The sequence below is a fragment of the Rhodococcus sp. P4_C10 genome (assembly GCF_056402135.1).
In genome coordinates, this window is the sequence record NZ_JBFUHZ010000010.1 from 169,051 (window position 1) to 187,587 (window position 18,537).

Below are 18,537 nucleotides of genomic sequence, written 5' to 3' on the forward strand. Positions count from 1 at the left end.
CGAGCATCGAGTGGGTCGCCAGGCCAGGTCAGCAGGGGCCGATTCTGCATCGCACAGCGACAACAGTCACTCGCATCACCGTGCGATCCGGCACTGGCCCGTGGCCAACTATCTTGACCAATGGCCAACAATGTTGACGAAGTGGCCAACTAGGGTGACGAATGGCCAACTAGGGTGGCGATTCACAGCGGTTGTGAATCGTCATCGTAGTTGTCATTTCCCGGGGCTATGACCTGCGGTGTGACAACTAGCGTGGCGACGAAAGGGCGTGATCGTGGTCATCGAAGTTGGCATTTGTTCGCGGCCGTTCGTTGGCCGAACTATGTTCAGCGTCGGCCGGCAACTCCACATCACAGGTGTGCTGGCACGGATACCGAACAACCCAATGGGACTGCCCCCACTTCGGTTGACGAGGGAGAGGTTCGGTCAAGATGTCAATGAGCTCTGCTTTGTTCACGGATCGCAACGATGCGACTCCGACGGGCGCGACGGCCGGCCACCTTCTCCCAAATTCGGGTAAGGCGCCAGCGTGCCCTTACACGCGACGAGGAGTCCAGATCGGTCCGCACCATCCACGCGTAGAATCAGCGGGAAGCCACCGATAGTGATGCGCGTCAGACCCGAGTGAAGGAACGACGGCCGCCATGTCTTCTGCTACCCAACAAGCGCCAACCAGCATCCTGACTGTCTCTATCAAAGCGGCGGACCTGCCAGATTTCGCCAGCGAAGGGCCGATCCTCGTCGAGGTGGACACCAGCGAACAATCCGGGCGGACATATCGCCGCAGCTACCTGGTCGAAACAACTGTTGAGCGTCGGCAAGACCGGGAACCCCACAATCCGGAAGTCCGCGTCACCTTCGCCGAACCGGGCATCGACGCCATCACCTTCGCGCCAGCTGACGATGTTGTCGTGCACCGCCCATTCCTCGCCAAGCATCGGTAACCGGTAGACCGGTCGGGGCTGAATCTCGTGTCCACACGGAGGCTGCTCGGCAGCAGACACGTATCGAGCCATGAACTGTCGCCGAAACCTCTCTAGTGCAGAGTATTTCAGGGATGAAGTGCCCCATGAAGGTTCTCGATGGTGCGCGCGCGGGTGGCGAGTTCTGCGCGCGCGGATTTCATCGCGGTGGCATGGCTGAGCGGGATCACCCGCCCCTGCGCAGCCCCACCGCCGTCCGGCCACCGTCGATCTGTTCCGGCCACCCGTTCCCTGTCGTCTTTCACGCGCTGTCGATCCGCATATACGCGGCGCCTGAACGCAGCGTCGAGGGGTCACCGGCAGACTGACCGCAGCTCCGTGCCGAACACGTGACGGAATACCACCGAATGAGAGACAACCCGAAGCAGCGCATAACTATCCCGTGACTCGCGGCGATATGTGGCGGTGTTTTCGTGTAGTCAGGTGGCGTCGTGTCGGATCCTGTTGCGTCGAGGAGAACTCCGGCGCGTGCCTCGAGCACCGGCCTACTCCAGGCGTGCGAGGTACGAATCGAACAATATAGATACTCGATCGAAGTCGAATACATGTGGTCGAAGTACCGCGTTCATCGTCAGCCCATCTGTGAACGCGCGGATTTCCGCGCCGGTCGCGGCTGGTTCTGAAGCTGGGGCGAGGACTGTGGCGGTCCACTGGCATAGGTGATCGAGTTCAGCGTCGATCGTGGCCAGGACCTCGGCAACCATCGAAGTCTTGATCGCGACCTGCGCTGCCAGCCACACCTCGGCCTCGAGGCGAGACTCCTCGCTGAGCGGTAGCGCCTCTCTCCATAGTTGCTTCACCCGTTGTCGCGGTTCCGCGATGGTTCCCAGCAATTCGATGCGACGCTGTTGCTGCGCCCTGGCAAGCAGCAACGCTTCAGCGAGCATGTCCTCGGATCGTTCGGTCACCTTCGAGGCCGGCAACGTTGATGGGGCTATGCCAACTATCTGGCAGATTGCCAACTGCGATGACGACCGTGTCAACTACCTGGCAAATTGCCAACAACGGTGACCGTTCACAGCCGCGGTCCGGGGGCGCTGCTACAGTGGCGGCCATGCAGCGCGCATATTTCTGGTTTAGCAGGCCGGCCCCGGGTGGGCCGGTCAGCGTAGACCTGCGCTGACTTCTTCCACCCCGAGCCGGACCTCACCGGCTCGCGAGTGTGCACGCATCCTCAGTGGGTCGGTCCTCACCGAACAGGACACTCACATGACGATCACCATCGAATCCGACGTCCGCGATCTCGACGACCAGCGGACGATCTCCATCAGCCCCCTGGCGCCGCCGTCAGAGGTGCGCGCCGAGCACCCGGTCGACGCCGCGGTGTCGGACACCGTGCGTGACGGCCGCGCCGCGACGGTCGGGATCCTCGACGGCAGCGACGACCGCCTGCTCGTCGTCGTCGGCCCGTGCTCGGTGCACGACACCGAGGCCGCGATGGACTACGCCCGCCGGCTCGCGCAGAAGGCGCAGGAGCACGGCGACGCGCTGCACGTGGTCATGCGCGTCTACTTCGAGAAGCCGCGCACCACGCTGGGCTGGAAGGGTCTGATCAACGACCCGCACCTGGACGGCAGCTTCGACGTCAACACCGGCCTGCGGGTGGGACGCAAACTGCTGCTCGACATCTCGGCGCTGGGCCTGCCGGTGGGCTGCGAGTTCCTGGACCCGATCACCCCGCAGTACATCGCGGACCTGGTCAGCTACGGTTCGATCGGCGCCCGCACGGCGGCCAGCCAGGTGCACCGGCAGCTGTGCAGCGCGCTGTCCATGCCGGTCGGCATCAAGAACTCCACCGAGGGCGACGTGCAGGTCGCGGTCGACGGCACCCGCGCCGCCGGCGCCAGCCACGTCTTCCCCGGAACCGACCTCAGCGGCCGCTCCGCGCTGATCCGGACCGCGGGCAACCCGGACTGCCACGTCATCCTGCGCGGCAGCGCCGCCGGTCCGAACTACGACCGGGAGTCGGTTGCGGACACCCTTGCGCGCCTTGCGAAGTCGGGCCTGCCGGAGCGCATCGTCATCGACGCCAGCCACGGCAACAGCCAGAAGAACCACGAGCGTCAGGTCGACGTGGTGACCGACATCGCGGCCCGGATCGCGGGCGGCGAGAAGGGTGTCGTCGGCATCATGCTGGAGAGCTTCATCGAGGCCGGCCGTCAGGACCTGACCCTCGGCAAGGCGGACGAGCTCACCTACGGGCAGTCCATCACCGACGCGTGCCTGGACTGGGACACCACCGCCGACCAGCTCGACCGGCTCGCCGACGCGGTGGTCACCGCACGCCGCGGGTCCGGAACTGCACGCTGACCCGGGGGCCGGTGGGGCGGGAGCTCTTGGGGACGCAGTGTTCCCAGGAGCGCTGGCAGGACCCGCCCATCACCAGCAGGTCGCCGTGGCCCAGCGAGAACCGCACGGAGTCGCCGCCCCCGCGCGGGCGTAGCGCGAGGGTCCGGGCGGCGCCGAGCGAGAGGATCGCCACCATGGTGTCCTCGGTGGCGCTGCGGCCGATGGTGTCGCCGTGCCAGGCGACGCTGTCGGCGCCGTCCCGGTAGTAGCAGAGCCCGGCGGAGACGAACGGTTCGCCAAGCTCGGGCAGGTAGTACCCGCTCAGCGCCGCCATCGCGTCGGCGAGCAGCGGGTCCGGCAGCGCGGCGCCGGCGTCGTAGAAGGCAACCAGGCGGGGGACCGCGACGACGCGGTCGTACATCCGCCGGCTCTCGGCCCGCCACGGCACCGTGCGCTCCGCCAGGTCGGCGAACAGCCGATCCGACCCGGACATCCAGCCGGGGCGCACGTCCACCCAGGCGCCCGCGGTCAGGGTGCGCCTGCGCACCGAGCCGTCGAGCGGCCCGAGCCGCGCGCCCCCGGTCGGGTCGTCGAACAGCGACGCCTGCACCGCGATGTCCACGAGGGTGAGCCTACTCCTGTACGAACAGGTGTTCCCATGGGTCGGTTCAGCGGGCGGTCACCGAGTAGGTGCCGTCGGTGCGCGCGGTCAGACCCCAGCCGCCGTCCACCTGCGTCAGGACCGGGTCCGAGACGTTGGCGGTGTCCAGCGCCGGCCGGTCGGCGCCGGGGTACCACGCCTCCAGGCGTCCGGATCCCGTGCCCGTGAAGCCGGCCGCGGTGACCTCGGTCAGCGCTCCCGGGGCAGCGCGCGGGTAGGCCCGGGAGAGCGGCCTGGCGAAGCCCTCGACCAGGCCCAGCTGCTCGCCGGACGGGCAGTCGATGCGGTTGAGGTTGCCCATCGGCTCGTCGGTGTGGCCGTCCCGGACGGCGTGCGGATCGCCGCACGCCTGGGACCACGACCACCAGGCGCCGCCCATCTTGTGGGCGTCCATCGCGTCCATGAACCGCTCGACCTGGTCGGCGTCGTCCTCGGGTTCGCCGAACCACGCCCATTCGCCGGTCCACAGCGGCGCGTCGTAGACCGCGGCCGCACGCTTCGCCAGGTCGAAGCCCTCCTCGAGGGACGGGAGGTCGCTGCTGACGGTGATCGACCCGGCGTAGAGGTGCGGCGAGAACACCACCAGCGGGTCGGCCAGGTAGTGACGCGGCGGCAGGGCGTCGACACCGAAGGCCGACCACACCGCGCTCGGCTCGAAGAACACCAGGTGCGGGAAGCCGCCCTGCTCGGCGCCGCGGATCGCATTGACGGTCCGCTGGTAGAAGCGGCCGATCTGATCGGCGGCGGTGATCGGGTCGCGCAGGCCCGGGTTGGGCTCGTTGAGCAGGTCGTAGCCGGCGACCGCGGGTTCGTCCTTGAACTCGGCGGCCAGTCGCGCCCAGGTGTCGACGAGGTGCCCCTGGATGCCCTGGACGTCGTCGTAGAAGTTCTGGAACGCGGCGGCGACCGCCGGCGCGGTTTCCCGGACGCCGGCGATGTTGCAGGTGGTCCAGCCGTTGGTCAGGGTGGCCCAGGCGGGGGCGCCGTCCCAGCCGACACCCGCGCGCATCGGCTCCGGGCAGGTCTCGCCCGCGGGGGTGCCGACGGCCTTGCCCCAGGCGTCCTGATGCATGTCCAGCACCGTGTAGATGCCGTGGTCCTTCGCGTCCTGGACGGCCTCGCGGATCCGGGCCACGTAGCCCTGGTCGAGGGCGCCCGGGGTGGGCTCGAGCGCCGACCACGCGACGGTGAGCCGGACGACGTTGAAGCCGAGCGTCGCCATCCGGGTGAAGTCGCTGCGGTAGAGCGGCGCCGTCGCCGGGATCGCCGGGTCGTTCTGCGCATAGTCGTTGAGCTGGTTGATGTTTGCGCCGCGCAGCAGCACCGTCCGGCCCGTCACGTCCGTGATCGCGCGATCGTTGACCGTGAGCCGCGGCAGGGTCCAGCCGTCCGCGGTCGCCGCCGGCTCGGTGGCCGGTGCCGCGGTCGCGGTCGGCGCGACCTGCAGGGCCAGTGCGACCAACGGGATCAGTAGAAGGAGCTTGCGCAAGACACGGCCTCTCATTTGAACGTTTGTCCAGGATGCCGTGTAGGGCGAGATCCGTCTGGCATTCGGTGGATCTGCTTGCGCGGCTGAGTCGTCCGCACCTGTCGGTGGCCGGTTGTACCGTCCGGACATGGGATACGAATTTCAGGTGACTGTCGATTCGAACGATCCGCACACGCTGGCCAAGTGGTGGGCCGCGGCGCTCGGCTGGGAGGTGGAGCCGAGCGACGAGGACTTCATCCGCGGGCTGGTCGCCGCCGGCCAGGCCAGCGAGCAGGACACCACCCTGTTCGAGGGGGTGCTGGTGTGGAAGGCCGGGGCGGCGATCTCGGACCCCGCACACCCGGAGCGGCCACGGGTGCTGTTCCAGACGGTGCCGGAACCGAAGACGGTGAAGAACCGGATGCACCTGGACCTGCGGGTCGGCGACGACAGGCAGGCCGTCGCGGACCGGCTCGTCGCGGCCGGGGCGACGGAGCTGCACCGCGGGCAGCAGGGGCCGTACCGGTGGATCACCATGGCGGACCCGGAGGGCAACGAGTTCTGCCTGTGCTGAGCCCGGGCCCTACCGGTAGGCGCCGGGGGTCTCGCCGGTCCAGCGCTTGAACGCCCGGCGGAAGGCGCTGGGCTCGGAGAACCCGAGCCGGGCGGACAGCTCGTCGACGGACTCGCCGCGGCCGAGGCCGGAGATCGCGGCGTCGCGCAGGACCTCCTCGCGCAGCTGGTTGAGCGACGTGCCCTCCTGCCGGAGCAGCCTTCGCAGGTGCGGGACGCTGATCGAGAGCATCTCCGCGATGTCGTCGGCGGTCGAGGTGCGTCCCCGGACCCCGGCCTCTAGAACCTTGCGCACCTGCGTCGCCGCGGAGCTGTCGTAGTCGCGCTCGGAGAAGATCAGGTTCGGGGACTCGCGGAGGTAGGCGAGCAGCGTCTCCTCCGTCTGGACGATGGGGGCCCGCAGCAGCGCGCTGTCGAACTCCAGCGCGGCGACGTCCGCGCCGAAGACGACGGGCACCCCGAAGATGGCGTCGTAGTTCTTTGCGAGTGCCGGATCCGGTGTGGGATAAGGCAATTTCATCGAGACAAGCTTCATTCGCCTGCCCACCAACCAGGCCGCGAACCGGTGCAGCACCATCATCACGAAGTCGATGAGCAGTCGGTCGGCCGCGAGTGCGGAGGCCGGCGGCAGGGCCCGCGCGCGCTCGGGGACCTGCACCAGCAGTCGGGTGGTGGCCGCGCCGGTCTCCAGTCGCATCGGCGGCATGCCGGGCAGGGCGCGGGTCACGTCGGTGATCCGATCGAGGGCGCTGCCGAGGTCGGGGGTGTGGATCAGGGCCAGACTGACCAGCTTGAAGGTGCCCCGCGGCACGGGCGCCGCGCCCAGGCCGAACAGTTCGTCGTCGGTGAGCTGCCACGCCGCCTGGGTGAACCGCGACAACTGGTCCGGGGTGATGCGGGCGGTGGCGTCGCGCAGCACCGCCGCGGACACCCCCGCCGCGTCCAGCGGGAAACCCAGGTCGAAGCCGCCGCCGGCCGCGATCTCGGCGGCCCGGCGAACGAAGTCGGCGGGCACCGTGCGGGGGGCACTCATCGTGCGGTCACCACCGCCCCGCCAGCGAGGCGAGCCGCTCGGCGGCCTCCGTCAGCACCTCGTCGCGTTTGCAGAACGCGAAGCGCACCACGTGATCCCACGCCGCCTTGTCGTCGGCGAACGCGCTCACCGGGACCGCGGCCACCCCGATCCGCTCCGGCAGCGCCCGGCAGAAGGCCGCACCGTCGGTGGTGCCGAACGGGGTGATGTCCGCGCACACGAAGTAGGTGCCGCCGCTGGCGTGCACCCCGAACCCCGCCGTGCGCAACGCGTCGCTGAGGGTGTCCCGCTTGCGCTGCAAGGCATCTCGCTGCTCGGCGACCCACCCCTGCTCGTGCCGCAACGCGTACGCGACGGCCGGCTGGAACGGGCCACCGGCGACGAAGGTGAGGAACTGCTTGGCGGTTCGGACCGCGTCCACCAGTTCCGCGGGCCCGCACACCCAGCCCGTCTTCCAGCCCGTCACCGCGAAGGTCTTCGCGGCGCTCGACACGGTGACGGTGCGCTCGGCCATCCCCGGCAGCGAGGCCAGCGGGGTGTGGGCGGCGCCGTCGAACACCAGGTGTTCGTAGACCTCGTCGCTGAGCACCAGCAGGTCCCGCTCGACGGCGAGCGCGGCGATCCCGGCCAGGTCCGCGGCGCCGAGCACGGTGCCGGTCGGGTTGTGCGGGGTGTTGACCACCAGCATCGCGGTGTTCGGCCCGACCGCCGCACGCAACGCGTCGAGGTCCAGCGCGAAGCCCGCGCCGTCCGGCACCAGCGGAACCGTCCGGCGCACCCCGCCGGCCAGCGCGACGGCGGCGGCGTAGGAGTCGTAGTACGGCTCGATCAGCACCACCTCCTGGCCCGGTTCGACCAGCCCGAGCAGGGTGGCGCTGATCGCCTCGGTGGCGCCGACGGTCACCAGCACCTCGGTGTCCGGGTCGTAGGACATCCCGTACCGGGCGGCCTGGTCCGCGGCGATGGCCTCACGCAGCACCGGCATCCCCGGGCCGGGCGGGTACTGGTTCAGCCCGTCGGCGATCGCGGCGCGGGCGACGTCCAGCATGGCCCGCGGACCGTCGGTGTCCGGGAACCCCTGGCCGAGGTTGATCGCGCCCGTCGCGGTGGCGAGCGCCGTCATCTCCGCGAAGATCGTCGAGGCGAAGGGCCGCAGGCGAGCGACCGTCTGCGAATGGCGTGCTGCGGGCATTGTCACAGCTTAGGCGGGGGTGCATCGGGCCGGGAAACGCCTACTGTCACATTTGTCCGGGCTGTCTCGTCCAGGGAGTAGACGGCCGCACACGGGCCGTCGATACCGCGAACAGGAGAGTGTCATGACTCGAATTCCCCCGGTTCCGCCGCAGGAGGCAGGTCCGCTGGTCAAGCTCGCATACCGGATCGCCGGACGCCGGTTCGGCGCGGTGCCCGAACCGTTCGCCGTGCTCGCACACCACCGCAAGCTGTTCCTGGCCTCGGCCGGGCACGAGATGGCCGTGGAGAAGGCGTCGACCGTGCTGCCGGCAAACGTCCGCGAGATCGCGGTCTACCGGGTGGCCTGGACGGTCGGCTGCTCCTGGTGCGTGGACTTCGGGACCATGCTCACCCGTCTGGAAGGCCTGGACGTCGAGCGCCTCCAGCAGATCGGCGACTACGAGAACTCGTCGCGGTACAGCGACGACGAGCGGGCCGCGATCGCCTACGCGGACGCCATGACCGCCACGCCCACCGCCGTCACCGACGAGCAGGTTGCGGACCTCGAACGCCGGTTCGGCCGCGACGGTGTGGTGGAGCTGACGTACCAGATCGCACTGGAGAACCAGCGCTCGCGGATGTACTCGGCGCTCGGCATCGTGGACCAGGGGTTCAGTTCCGGCGACGCGTGCCGGGTTCCGTGGGCGGCGGCGGATCAGGCCGGTGCCAGCCGGGAATCCGGACGCGCGTGAGCTTGGCCGGGTTCGCGATGTCGTAGACCGCGCAGACCTTGCCCTCGCGCACGGTGAACCCGCCGACGCGGCCGGGGAAGGCCGGGTGTGTCTCGTCGCCGGGCGAGCCGTGCGAGAGGAAGCCGAGCTGGCCGTTGACCATGGCCGGTTCGATCGCCAGGAGGGCCTGCGGTCCGTAGCGCTGGGCCAGGCCGAGGAAGAACCGGGCGAAGTGGTCGGCGCCGTGGAGCACGTTGACGGCGGTGCGGGTGGTGCCGCCCGCGTCGCCGATCACCAGTGCGTCCGGGTGCAGGGCGTCGAGCACCTGCTGCAGGTCGCCGCTGGCCATCGCCGCGAGCAACGCGCCCACCGCCTCGGCGTGCTCGGGGTCCGGCGTCGGCGACTCCACTCCTGCGACCGCCCGCCGCGCCCGGGACGCGAGCTGACGCGCCGCCGGGGTGGAGGTGTCGAGCAGTGTGGCGATCTCGTCGAACGGCACACCGAACCCGTCGTGCAGGACGAAGGCGGTTCGCTGGTCCGGGCCGAGGGTGTCGAGCACGATCATCGCCGCGAGCCGGGTGTCCTCGTCCCGGACCACCGCGTCCAACGGGTCCGGTGGGCTGTGTCCCCCGAGCGGGCTCACGATCGGCTCCGGAAGCCACTGCCCCACATAGCTTTCCCGGCGGACGGCCGCGCTGCGCAGGTGGTCGAGGCAGATCCGTCCGACCACCGTCGTCAGCCAGGCCCGCAGGTCGCGGATGTCGTCGGCGTCGCGCTCGCTCAGCCGCAGCCAGGCCTCCTGGACGGCGTCCTCGGCGTCGGCGACGCTGCCGGTCATCCGGTAGCCCACGGCGAGCAGGTGCTGGCGGTGCGACTCGAATGTCTCGGCCAGCGCGGTAACGGCCATGCGGTCGAGTCTACGAGGACGCGCGTCCCCGGTCGGAGAGCCCGACCCGCAGCGCGCCGACGGCCTCGCGGAGCGCATCGCTGCCGGCGCGGCCGTAGCCGGTCATGTGAATGAAGGAATGCACCAGGTCGTGGTGGGTGCGCAGCGTCGTCGTGACGCCGGCCTCGCGCAGACGCGCCGCATACGCCTGCCCCTCGTCGCGCAACACGTCGAAGCCGGCGACCGCGATGTACGCCGGCGGCAGTCCGGCCAGGTCGTCGGCCAGCAGCGGTGACGCCCTCGGGTCGGTGCGGGCGCCGCGGTCGGGCAGGTACTGCTCGGTGGACCAGTCCTGCTGTGCCTCGGTGAGGAAGTAGCCGTCCGAGAACAGCTGGTACGACCGGTGCTTGGTCGACATGTCGACCAACGGGAAGAACAGCAGCTGGAACGCCGGCCGCGGTCCGCCGTCGGCCGCCGTCACCTGGGCGAGCACCGCGGCGAGGCCGCCGCCGGCGCTGTCCCCCGCGACGGCGATGCGTTGGGGGTCGATGCCGAGTTCGACAGCGTTCAGGGCGACATGGTGGAAGGTGGCCAGCCCGTCCTCGACGGCCGCGGGGTACGGGTGCTCGGGTGCCAGCCGGTAGTCGACGGCCAGCACCGCCACCTCGGCATGCGCGGCGAGGAAGCGGCAGACGTTGTCGTGACTGTCCAGGCTGCCCAGGGCGTATCCGCCGCCGTGGAGGTAGACCACCGCCGGGGCCGGCGGCGTCAGGCCGGTCGGCCGGTAGAGCCGAACCGGGATCGGGCCGGCCGGGCCCGGCACGGTGAGGTCCCGGACCTCCCCCATCGGGATCGGGGCGCCGGCCACCAACCGCGCCTCCGAGTCGACCTGCGCCCGCGATGTCGCGACCGGTTGTGCCGCGTAGTCGGAGCCGGGCAGCAGCGTCAGCATGCGCAGCATCAGCTGGATCTCGAGGTTGAGTTCGTTGCCGTCGACTCGGACCGGCCGGCCGGCGAGCAGGCGCTGCACGGGTCGGGGGAGGGCGCCGGCGGCCACGACGACGGCACGGGTGACGCGCTCGAGGGCGGTGTCGATCAGCGTGCGCTGCATGTCGTGGGTCCTCTTCCACAGGGCCGATTCGTCGTCCTGCCAAGCATCCTTCATCACCTGCCGGGCCGCCGGGCGAGTTTGTCTGCCTGACCCGATGCTGACCGTCGTAGGCTCGACCGATGCGATTCGGGATGTTCGTTCCTCAGGGCTGGCGGCTGGACCTGGTGGGCATCGAGCCCGCCGACCACTGGCAGGTGATGAAGGGGCTGACCCTGCGCGCGGAGGCGGGACCGTGGGAGTCGGCGTGGGTGTACGACCACTTCCACACGGTGCCCGCACCCACCGAGGAGGCCACCCACGAGGCGTGGTCGCTGATGTCGGCGCTGGCCGCGGTGACCTCGCAGATCCGCCTCGGGCAGATGTGCACGGCGATGAGCTACCGCAACCCGGCCTACCTCGCGAAGATCGCCGCGACCGCGGACCTCATCTCCGGAGGTCGCATCGAGATGGGCATCGGCGCAGGCTGGTACGAGCACGAGTGGCGCGCCTACGGCTACGGCTTCCCGCGAGCGGGTGAGCGGCTGGCCCGCCTCGACGAGGGCGTGCAGATCCTGCAGCAGGCGTGGCGCACCGGGGCCGCGACCCTCGACGGCAAGCACTACCAGGTCGACGGCGCGATCTGCCGGCCGCTGCCGCTGCAGGAGGGCGGACCGCCGCTGTGGATCGCCGGCGGCGGGGAGAAGGTCACGCTGAAGATCGCCGCGAAGTACGCGCAGTACACCAACTTCGACGGCACCCCGGAGGGCTTCACGCACAAGTCCTCGGTGCTGCGTGAGCACTGCGCGGCCGTCGGCACCGACTTCGGCGCGATCGTGCGCTCCGCCAACTACAACGTCGCGATCGGTGCGACGCAGGCCGACGTCGACGACCGGCTCGCGCAGACGAAGGACCGGATGGCTCGCTACGTGGGCGAGGACCTGGCGGAGGCGTCGATGGCCGCGTTCACCGGCATGCCCGCGGTCGGGACACCCGAGCAGATCGTCGAGAACCTCACCGCGCTGCGGGCGCAGGGGCTCGACTACGCCATCTGCTACTTCCCGGAGGCGGCGTACGACACGTCCGGGATCGAACTGTTCGAACGCGAGGTCATCCCAGCGCTCGCCTAACGCAGGTAGTCGGGCAGGTCCGCGGTCGCGACGGGCAGCTGCTGGTTGTCCGCCCGGCGCACCTGCTCGGCGAGCGGGATGCTCTTGGCGAGCAGCTTCCACTCCTCGCCGCCGATCGCATCCGCCGCGCGTCGGAGCACGCGCGTGTCCCGGGTGCCCCACGCGATCGGCATCGGGCTGACCATCTGCCAGGTGTCGCCCTTGGCCCGGGTGTTGCGGTCCGAGAGCACCGAGATCGACGGCACCCGCTCGCCCACGTGGTTGAGGGTGTGGCCGGGCAGGGACTGCACGTTGCGGGTGACGAGTACGTAGTGCGGGCCGTCCGCGGTCGGCTTGGCGACGTCGATCAATGCGAGCAGGGTGGCGCCGCGCGGCCGGGTCTCGGCCACCACCGCCGGCACCAGCGCGCCCTTGGCGTACAGGTCCTCGATGGACCCGACCTTGCGCGGGGCCCAGAACGCGACCCACAACGAGGTCGCCCCGACCAGGACCAGCACCACACCGAGGATGTACGACCACGGGTGCGCGAGGGTGAACAGCCACACCGCGAGCGCGACGAACAGGACGGCGGTGACGATCGACGAGACCCTCAGTCGGCGGACGTCGCCGACCGTCTCGTTCACGGACCGGGCATGGGCATTGTCGACGGGGAACTCGAAGCGGCGCACGGACCTATTCCTACCCGATCGCCGGTCCGAGCAGGTCGTCCGCGTCGGTGATCCGGTACGCGTAGCCCTGCTCGGCGAGGAATCGCTGCCGGTGCGCGGCGTACTCCGCGTCGAGTGTGTCCCGAGACACCACCGAGTAGAAGTGCGCCTGGCCGCCGTCGTGTTTGGGCCGCAGCAGGCGCCCGAGCCGCTGGGCCTCCTCCTGCCTCGACCCGAAGGTGCCCGAGACCTGCACCGCGACCGACGCCTCCGGCAGGTCGATCGAGAAGTTGGCGACCTTGCTCACCACCAGCGTCTGGATCTCGCCGTTGCGGAACTGGTCGAAGAGGATCTCGCGTTCCTTGGTCTTGGTCGAGCCCTTGATGACCGGCGCGTCCAACGCCTCGCCGAGCTCGTCGAGTTGGTCGATGTAGGCGCCGATGACCAGGGTGGGGGAGTCCGGGTGCTTGGCCAGGATCGACTTCACCACCGCGATCTTGGTGTGCGCCGTCGAGCAGAGCTTGTAGCGCTCCTCCGGCTCGGCAGTCGCGTACGCCATCCGCTCCGCGTCGGTCATCGTCACCCGGACCTCGACGCAGTCCGCCGGCGCGATCCAGCCCTGGGCCTCGATGTCCTTCCACGGCGCGTCGTAGCGCTTCGGACCGATCAGGGAGAACACGTCGCCCTCACGGCCGTCCTCGCGGACCAGCGTCGCGGTCAGGCCGAGGCGACGTCTCGACTGCAGGTCCGCGGTCATCCGGAACACCGGCGCGGGCAGCAGGTGCACCTCGTCGTAGATCACCAGGCCCCAGTCGCGGGAGTCGAACAGCTCCAGGTGCTTGTACTCGCCCTTGGTGCGGCGGGTGATCACCTGGTAGGTGGCGATGGTGACGGGCCGGATCTCCTTGCGCTCGCCCGAGTACTCGCCGATCTCGTCCTCGGTCAGGGAGGTCCGGGCGATCAGTTCCCGCTTCCACTGCCGGCCGGCGACGGTGTTGGTCACCAGGATCAGGGTGGTGGCCTTGGCCTTGGCCATCGCGGCCGCGCCGACCATGGTCTTGCCGGCGCCGCAGGGGAGCACCACCACGCCGGACCCGCCGGCCCAGAACGACTCGGCCGCCATCTCCTGGTAGTCGCGAAGCTGCCAGTGGCCCTCCTCGAAGGCCAGGTCGATCGGGTGCGCCTCGCCGTCCACGTACCCGGCCAGGTCCTCGGCCGGCCAGCCGATCTTGAGCAGCATCTGCTTGAGGTGCCCGCGCTCGGACGGGTGCACCACGACGGTGTCCTCGTCGACCATGGCGCCGAGCATCGGGGCGATCTTCTTGTGCCGCATCACCTCGGTGAGCACGGCGCGGTCCAGGCTGACCAGGGTCAGCCCGTGCGCGGGGTTCTTCACCAGCTGCAGCCGGCCGTAGCGGGCCATGGTGTCGACGACGTCGACCAGCAGCGGCTGCGGGACCGCGAACCGCGAGTAGGTCACGAGGGCGTCGACCACCTGCTCGGCGTCGTGCCCGGCCGCGCGCGCGTTCCACAGCGCCAGCGGGGTGACCCGGTAGGTGTGCACGTGCTCGGGGGCGCGTTCGAGTTCGGCGAACGGGGCGATGGCCTGCCTGGCCTGGCCGGCCAGCTCGTGGTCGACCTCCAGGAGCAGGGTCTTGTCGGACTGGACGATCAAGGGTCCGTCGGTCACGCGTCCTCCTTTTGACGGTCGTAGCCCCACCATTGTCCACGTTGTCCGGGTGGGCGGCCGCCGCCGAGGCCGCACGCGAGAAAAGGAAGGGTTCGGCGGAAACGCCGAATCCCTTCCTTTTGTAACCGTTTTTCCCCGTGCGAATTTCTAGCGTTTCGCGGTGAGTGAATTTCTCGTGTCCATCACCTGGACCAGTGCCTCGGAAATTCCGGAGCGGTACCCGGACTGGCGTTCGCCGTTTCCGGTGGTGGCGTCGAGTTCGTTCTCCAGCCTTTCCTTGATCTGGTCCAGTGCGAGCAGTGTCCGTTTCACAGTGACGGTCCTTCCGTGTCCTGTCGGGTGTAGCACCGGGAGGCCGGACTGCTTGGCCTGCTCGTCCAGTACGAAGATCCTGGCGGTGGCGTTGCCGCTGTTCGAGAACTGTTCGTACAGTGCATCGAGGGCGCCGGCATACGGGGGCATCGAGTCAGCTGCGTTTCCGCTTCCGGATGAACTCCGTGGACTCGACTGACTTTTCCCGTTTTTCCGCCCGCTTTTCCTTGATGGACTGGGCGGGCTTTTTCAGGGTTTTACCAGAGTTTCGATCGGCCATTGTCTCTCCTGAATACGAAGTGGCAATCACTTGACCGAGACCATACGTCATTCCGTAGGAAAAGCCAGTCGCGCTGATCAGGAGCTTTTCGGGGCCCCGCGAATTCCGGTCAGTCGACCAGGTTCACCGAGGTGATCCGGTGCAATGTGAACCGGCGCACTGCGCCTGCCGCCGGGTCGAAGGCGTCGAGCTGACCGCCGCCGACGCTGACCGGGTCCACGATCCGCTCCGTGGCCACGCCCTGCGCGTCCACGTACCCGATCGACACGCTGCGGTGCACCCGCGCGGCCAGCTGCAGCAGCGCGACGGTGGCGGCGCCGCTGGCCCGGCTGCCGTCCGAGCGGACGCCGTCGCCGCGGGTCGCCGATGCGGCCCGCTGGCCGGCCCGGAGCTGGCGGACCAGGGTCTCGAGCTGCTCGGCGGTGGGGACGGCCGGCATCCGCGGCGCCGGCCGGGCCCGGCGCCGCATCACCCGGGACCCGCGCGGGCGGAGGTCCACGATGGCGCCGGACGAGTCCTCGCCCGCGGGCACGAAACCGGCGGTGCGCAGTTGGTCGAGCACCTCGGCCAGCGGTGCCTGGGAGATCGCGACGGTGGGGGCGAGAGCCCGCAGGGCCAGTGGTTCGGCCACCGGTGACGCCAGTACCTCCGCGAGCAGCGCAGGGTCCTCGCATCGGACGAACGACGCGGCCACGCCCGCCCGGAGCCGGCCGTGGCGCCGGGCCACGTCGTCGATCAGGTAGGTCAGCGACTGCGGGACCGGTGTCCGGGAGCGGGTGGCGAAGAGCGTGTGCAGTTCGGACGCGCTCAGGCCGGCGTCGAGGGCGCGGCGCACGCTGGACTCGCCGATCCGGTAGGTGGTGGCGGTGCCGGCGGACTCGAGGTCCGCCACGAGCGCGATCTGTTCCTGCAGTTCCGGGGTCAGTGGCCCGGGTGCGACAACCGTGAGGTCCGCCTGCAGCAGGACGTAGTCGATCGGCGCGGGCAGGCTCGCGGCCATCTCGGCGACGGCGGACTCGGCGGGGGCGTCGTGCAGCAGGCTGCGGCCGGGGGAGCTGAGGGCGCCGCGGCCGACCAGCCCGAGGGTCGCGGCCTCGGCCAGGGTGTGCCGGACCGCGTCGGCGCCGAAGCGGGCCGACCACCGTGGCCGGCGCCAGGCCACCGTGGCGGCCACCTCGGACGCGGTCGCGCCCTGCCCGGTGCCCAGCTCGGCGAGCAGCCCCAGCACGAACCGGCGGTCTCTGGGGGCGCCGGTGGCGCGCACCTCCTCCGACAGGGCCGCGATCGGCTTGCCGTGCTCGTCGCGCATGCCGACCACCCACGGCCGCCGCGGCAGGTCGAGCCAGGCCTGCGCGAGTACGTGCCAGCGCTGTGCGGGCGTGGTGGTCTGCCACGAGTCCACCGCCACCGTCGGCGCCCAGTAGTCGTCGCCGGTGTCGGCGGCGGGCAGCGGGTCCGGTGTCCCGCGGCCGATCAGGTCGGCCGCGGCGAGGACCTCGGCGAGCAGGCCCAGCCGGGCCTCGTCGACGCCGACGGCCTTCGCCAGCCGCTTGGTCTCCCGGACCCCCAGCCCGCCCGCCTTGAGGGTCGCGGCCGGCTGTGCGCCGAGGGCGGCGATCAGGTCCTCGCAGTGCCGGACCAGTTCGAGCACCTCACCGCCCGCGGCGGCGTTGACGTCGGCGACCTTCAACTTGGTCGCCCGGATCGGCGGCGGGGTCAGTGCGGCGGGGTCGCTGACCGTTTCCCCGCGCAGGGCCTGGCCCACCTGGTACGGCAGCTCCACGGTCTGCTCGTCGATCCAGTTCAGCAGGCGCCGGGCCAGCAGCCGCTGCACGGGCCGCTCCGGGTCGGTGCCGGGCGCGGCGTCGCGGGTGCGGCCGATCGGCGAACTGGTGGCCAGCGTGGTCAGCAGCCGGCGTTCGGTGTCGCCGAGTTCGGCGAGGGCGGACTCGATCTCCGTGGCCGTCAGCGCGTCCCGTGGGGCGTCGACCCGCCAGGTGACGGCGTCCTGCGCGGCGGGAGTCACCCGAAGCACCTTCGACCCCCACACCAGGGCTCGATCGCGGAGCGCCTTCAGCGCCTTGTCGACGGAGCGCACCGGCGCCCGGCCCGCGACTGCCGCGGTGAGCGCCGCCCGGGGCACGCCGCGCTCACGGCCCCCCTCCTGCGAGAGGATCCCGATCACGGTGAGCTCGAGCACGGTCAGCTCGTCGGCGGCGCGCAGCACCGACGCCCGCTGCTCGGCGCGGGCGGCGAGCACCGCGAGGTGGGCGGGCGGCGGGACCGCGAGGTCGGGACGCAGACGCAGCAACTCGGCCAGCTCGGCGTCGGTTCTCGCGGTCAGCCAGGCGGCCAGGCTCTCGGTTTCGGCGGCCGGGTCAACGCCTTCGGTGTCGGTCATCGCGTATCAGATTAGATACCTGGGCTGTACGGCGACGCGACCTCCTGCCAAAATGACCCCGTGGCTAACAAATCGAGCAAGCGATACGTTGATCCAGGCTGGCCGTCGGCGGAGATCCAGGACGGCGACTACGCCGTGACGGAGCTTTCGTCGTCGCGTTCCGGGGGGCTTTCCCCCTTCGGGGAGGAGATCGAGTTCCCGCTCCCCGTCTCGGAGCTGCCGTACACCCATCCGCACACCGTCGTGAACCGCTGACGACCGCGCCGAACGAAGAAGGGCCCCACACCGTGAGGTGTGGGGCGGACTCGACCTGCGGGTCGAGGACGACGCCGCTGGCCTTGACCGCGCTGAGGATGCTGTCGAGCGACTCGAAGACGTCGGCGGTGCCCTCGGTGGTCGGGACGCTGGTGACGGACGGCAGGACCTCGGCCGCGGGGGCCGCCTGCGCGGGGGCCGGCGTGCTGCGCGGGGTGGAGCCGCTGGTCAGGCCGAGGCTCGAGGAGCAGGACGGCCATGCGCCCCAGCCCTGGTTCGCGAGCACCTTCTCGGCGACCGCGATCTGCTCTTCACGGGTGGCCTGGTTCGCGGTCGCGGCGTACTCGCCGCCGCCGTGTGCGGTCCAGGTGCTGGGCGAGAACTGGAGTCCGCCCTGGTAGCCGTTGCCGGTGTTGATTCCCCAGTTACCGCCGGCCTCGCACTGCGCGAGACGGTCCCAGTCGGAATCGGGCGCTGCACTGGCGGGGGCCGCGAAGGCCGCGCTCGCCGCTCCGAGGACTGCGCCGGTCACGACGACCTTGGCGGCAGTGCGGCGGGTGGTAGTCGGTTTGCGATGGCGTCCAGCACTCATTGAAGCATTCCTCTCCACACGCGCCTGCGAGGTCAGCTGTCGGGTTCGGGCTGAGAGGTCGCCCGGCCTCGCCGCTCCTGGATTGGTGCGGGTCTGGCTTCACCCCAAGGAGGTCGCTTTCGCATCCTCCGGTGTCCACTGGGGACATTGGGTCCCCCGTCCTTGTCCCTGGGTAATCCGTTGGAATCTGGTCCGCGGGACAAGGTTTGGCGCGGCGGACCGGATCTGGCCGAACTTCCGGCCGCTGATGACCGTACGTGGATCGGGACTGTGCGTCATCTGTTACCCAAATTGCGGAATATTCGGCGTTTCGCCTGGAAGTGGGCAAGTTTCCGCAGGTAGAAGC

General features: G+C 70.2%; 18 protein-coding genes, 1 pseudogene and 1 riboswitch. Of the genes and pseudogenes, 6 read left to right on the forward strand and 13 right to left on the reverse strand.

The window, feature by feature from the left end; all coding sequences use genetic code 11:
• Positions 1-644 precede the first annotated feature (644 nt).
• Positions 645-944 (forward strand): hypothetical protein, encoded by a 300-nt coding sequence (locus AC1DWC_RS09285; protein ID WP_477837119.1) that lies wholly within the window; start codon positions 645-647, stop codon positions 942-944.
• A gap of 524 nt (positions 945-1,468) precedes the next feature.
• Here the strand turns inward: AC1DWC_RS09285 and AC1DWC_RS09290 are convergent.
• Positions 1,469-1,891: a TetR family transcriptional regulator C-terminal domain-containing protein gene (locus tag AC1DWC_RS09290; RefSeq protein WP_477907400.1), complete on the reverse strand. Its 423-nt coding sequence runs from the start codon at positions 1,889-1,891 to the stop codon at positions 1,469-1,471.
• Between the two features lie 301 nt (positions 1,892-2,192).
• Between AC1DWC_RS09290 and AC1DWC_RS09295 the strand changes: the two genes are divergently transcribed.
• Complete coding sequence (locus tag AC1DWC_RS09295; protein WP_477907402.1) at positions 2,193-3,293, forward strand: 3-deoxy-7-phosphoheptulonate synthase; 1,101 nt, start codon at positions 2,193-2,195, stop codon at positions 3,291-3,293.
• Here AC1DWC_RS09295 and AC1DWC_RS09300 read toward each other — a convergent pair.
• A complete protein-coding gene (locus AC1DWC_RS09300; RefSeq protein ID WP_477907404.1) occupies positions 3,259-3,894 on the reverse strand; it encodes an alpha-ketoglutarate-dependent dioxygenase AlkB in 636 nt (211 codons plus the stop codon). The two genes, AC1DWC_RS09295 and AC1DWC_RS09300, sit on opposite strands and share 35 nt — an antisense overlap.
• Positions 3,895-3,940: 46 nt before the next feature.
• A complete protein-coding gene (locus AC1DWC_RS09305; RefSeq protein WP_477907406.1) occupies positions 3,941-5,437 on the reverse strand; it encodes a glycoside hydrolase family 5 protein in 1,497 nt (498 codons plus the stop codon).
• Between the two features lie 112 nt (positions 5,438-5,549).
• On the opposite strand from AC1DWC_RS09305, the gene AC1DWC_RS09310 reads away from it, so the two are divergent.
• Positions 5,550-5,975 carry a VOC family protein gene (locus tag AC1DWC_RS09310; RefSeq protein ID WP_477907408.1) on the forward strand — a complete coding sequence of 142 codons (426 nt, stop codon included), beginning with the start codon at positions 5,550-5,552 and terminating at the stop codon, positions 5,973-5,975.
• A 9-nt stretch (positions 5,976-5,984) separates the two neighbouring features.
• Here AC1DWC_RS09310 and AC1DWC_RS09315 read toward each other — a convergent pair whose 3' ends face one another.
• Both AC1DWC_RS09315 and AC1DWC_RS09320 read right to left on the reverse strand, forming a co-directional pair.
• On the reverse strand, positions 5,985-7,007 hold the full coding sequence (locus tag AC1DWC_RS09315; protein ID WP_477907410.1) for an AraC family transcriptional regulator: 1,023 nt from the start codon (positions 7,005-7,007) through the stop codon (positions 5,985-5,987).
• Positions 7,008-7,014: 7 nt separating this feature from the next.
• A complete protein-coding gene (locus AC1DWC_RS09320) occupies positions 7,015-8,199 on the reverse strand; it encodes a pyridoxal phosphate-dependent aminotransferase (protein WP_477907412.1) in 1,185 nt (394 codons plus the stop codon).
• A gap of 124 nt (positions 8,200-8,323) precedes the next feature.
• Here AC1DWC_RS09320 and AC1DWC_RS09325 point away from each other — a divergent pair, with 124 nt between their 5' ends.
• A complete protein-coding gene (locus AC1DWC_RS09325) occupies positions 8,324-8,932 on the forward strand; it encodes a carboxymuconolactone decarboxylase family protein (protein WP_477907414.1) in 609 nt (202 codons plus the stop codon).
• Here AC1DWC_RS09325 and AC1DWC_RS09330 read toward each other — a convergent pair.
• Both AC1DWC_RS09330 and AC1DWC_RS09335 read right to left on the reverse strand, forming a co-directional pair.
• Complete coding sequence (locus AC1DWC_RS09330; protein ID WP_477907416.1) at positions 8,853-9,818, reverse strand: sigma-70 family RNA polymerase sigma factor; 966 nt, start codon at positions 9,816-9,818, stop codon at positions 8,853-8,855. The genes AC1DWC_RS09325 and AC1DWC_RS09330 overlap by 80 nt on opposite strands.
• Before the next feature lie 10 nt (positions 9,819-9,828).
• Positions 9,829-10,908 carry an alpha/beta hydrolase gene (locus AC1DWC_RS09335; protein ID WP_477907418.1) on the reverse strand — a complete coding sequence of 360 codons (1,080 nt, stop codon included), beginning with the start codon at positions 10,906-10,908 and terminating at the stop codon, positions 9,829-9,831.
• A 119-nt stretch (positions 10,909-11,027) separates the two neighbouring features.
• Between AC1DWC_RS09335 and AC1DWC_RS09340 the strand changes: the two genes are divergently transcribed.
• Positions 11,028-12,014, forward strand: a complete 987-nt coding sequence (locus AC1DWC_RS09340; RefSeq protein WP_477907421.1) for an LLM class F420-dependent oxidoreductase — start codon at positions 11,028-11,030, stop codon at positions 12,012-12,014.
• Here AC1DWC_RS09340 and AC1DWC_RS09345 read toward each other — a convergent pair.
• From AC1DWC_RS09345 to AC1DWC_RS09365, 5 genes are all read right to left on the reverse strand, one after another.
• A complete protein-coding gene (locus tag AC1DWC_RS09345) occupies positions 12,011-12,682 on the reverse strand; it encodes a DUF3239 domain-containing protein (RefSeq protein ID WP_477907423.1) in 672 nt (223 codons plus the stop codon). The genes AC1DWC_RS09340 and AC1DWC_RS09345 overlap by 4 nt on opposite strands.
• A gap of 10 nt (positions 12,683-12,692) precedes the next feature.
• Positions 12,693-14,351 (reverse strand): DNA repair helicase XPB, encoded by a 1,659-nt coding sequence (locus tag AC1DWC_RS09350; RefSeq protein ID WP_477837095.1) that lies wholly within the window; start codon positions 14,349-14,351, stop codon positions 12,693-12,695.
• 147 nt (positions 14,352-14,498) lie between these two features.
• The gene (locus tag AC1DWC_RS09355; RefSeq protein WP_477907426.1) at positions 14,499-14,813 is read right to left on the reverse strand and encodes a hypothetical protein; all 315 of its coding nucleotides are present in this window, start codon (positions 14,811-14,813) and stop codon (positions 14,499-14,501) included.
• A 4-nt stretch (positions 14,814-14,817) separates the two neighbouring features.
• Entirely contained in the window at positions 14,818-14,943 is a 126-nt protein-coding gene (locus AC1DWC_RS09360) for a hypothetical protein (RefSeq protein WP_477837093.1), read from the reverse strand.
• Positions 14,944-15,052: 109 nt separating this feature from the next.
• Positions 15,053-17,344 carry a helicase-associated domain-containing protein gene (locus AC1DWC_RS09365; protein WP_477907428.1) on the reverse strand — a complete coding sequence of 764 codons (2,292 nt, stop codon included), beginning with the start codon at positions 17,342-17,344 and terminating at the stop codon, positions 15,053-15,055.
• 60 nt (positions 17,345-17,404) lie between these two features.
• Here AC1DWC_RS09365 and AC1DWC_RS09370 point away from each other — a divergent pair, with 60 nt between their 5' ends.
• Positions 17,405-17,599 carry a hypothetical protein gene (locus AC1DWC_RS09370; RefSeq protein WP_477837089.1) on the forward strand — a complete coding sequence of 65 codons (195 nt, stop codon included), beginning with the start codon at positions 17,405-17,407 and terminating at the stop codon, positions 17,597-17,599.
• A 52-nt stretch (positions 17,600-17,651) separates the two neighbouring features.
• Here AC1DWC_RS09370 and AC1DWC_RS09375 read toward each other — a convergent pair.
• Positions 17,652-18,191 (reverse strand): annotated as a pseudogene (locus tag AC1DWC_RS09375) (transglycosylase family protein); the annotation flags it as partial.
• Between the two features lie 5 nt (positions 18,192-18,196).
• Positions 18,197-18,380: riboswitch (cyclic di-AMP (ydaO/yuaA leader) on the reverse strand.
• Positions 18,381-18,537 lie beyond the last annotated feature (157 nt).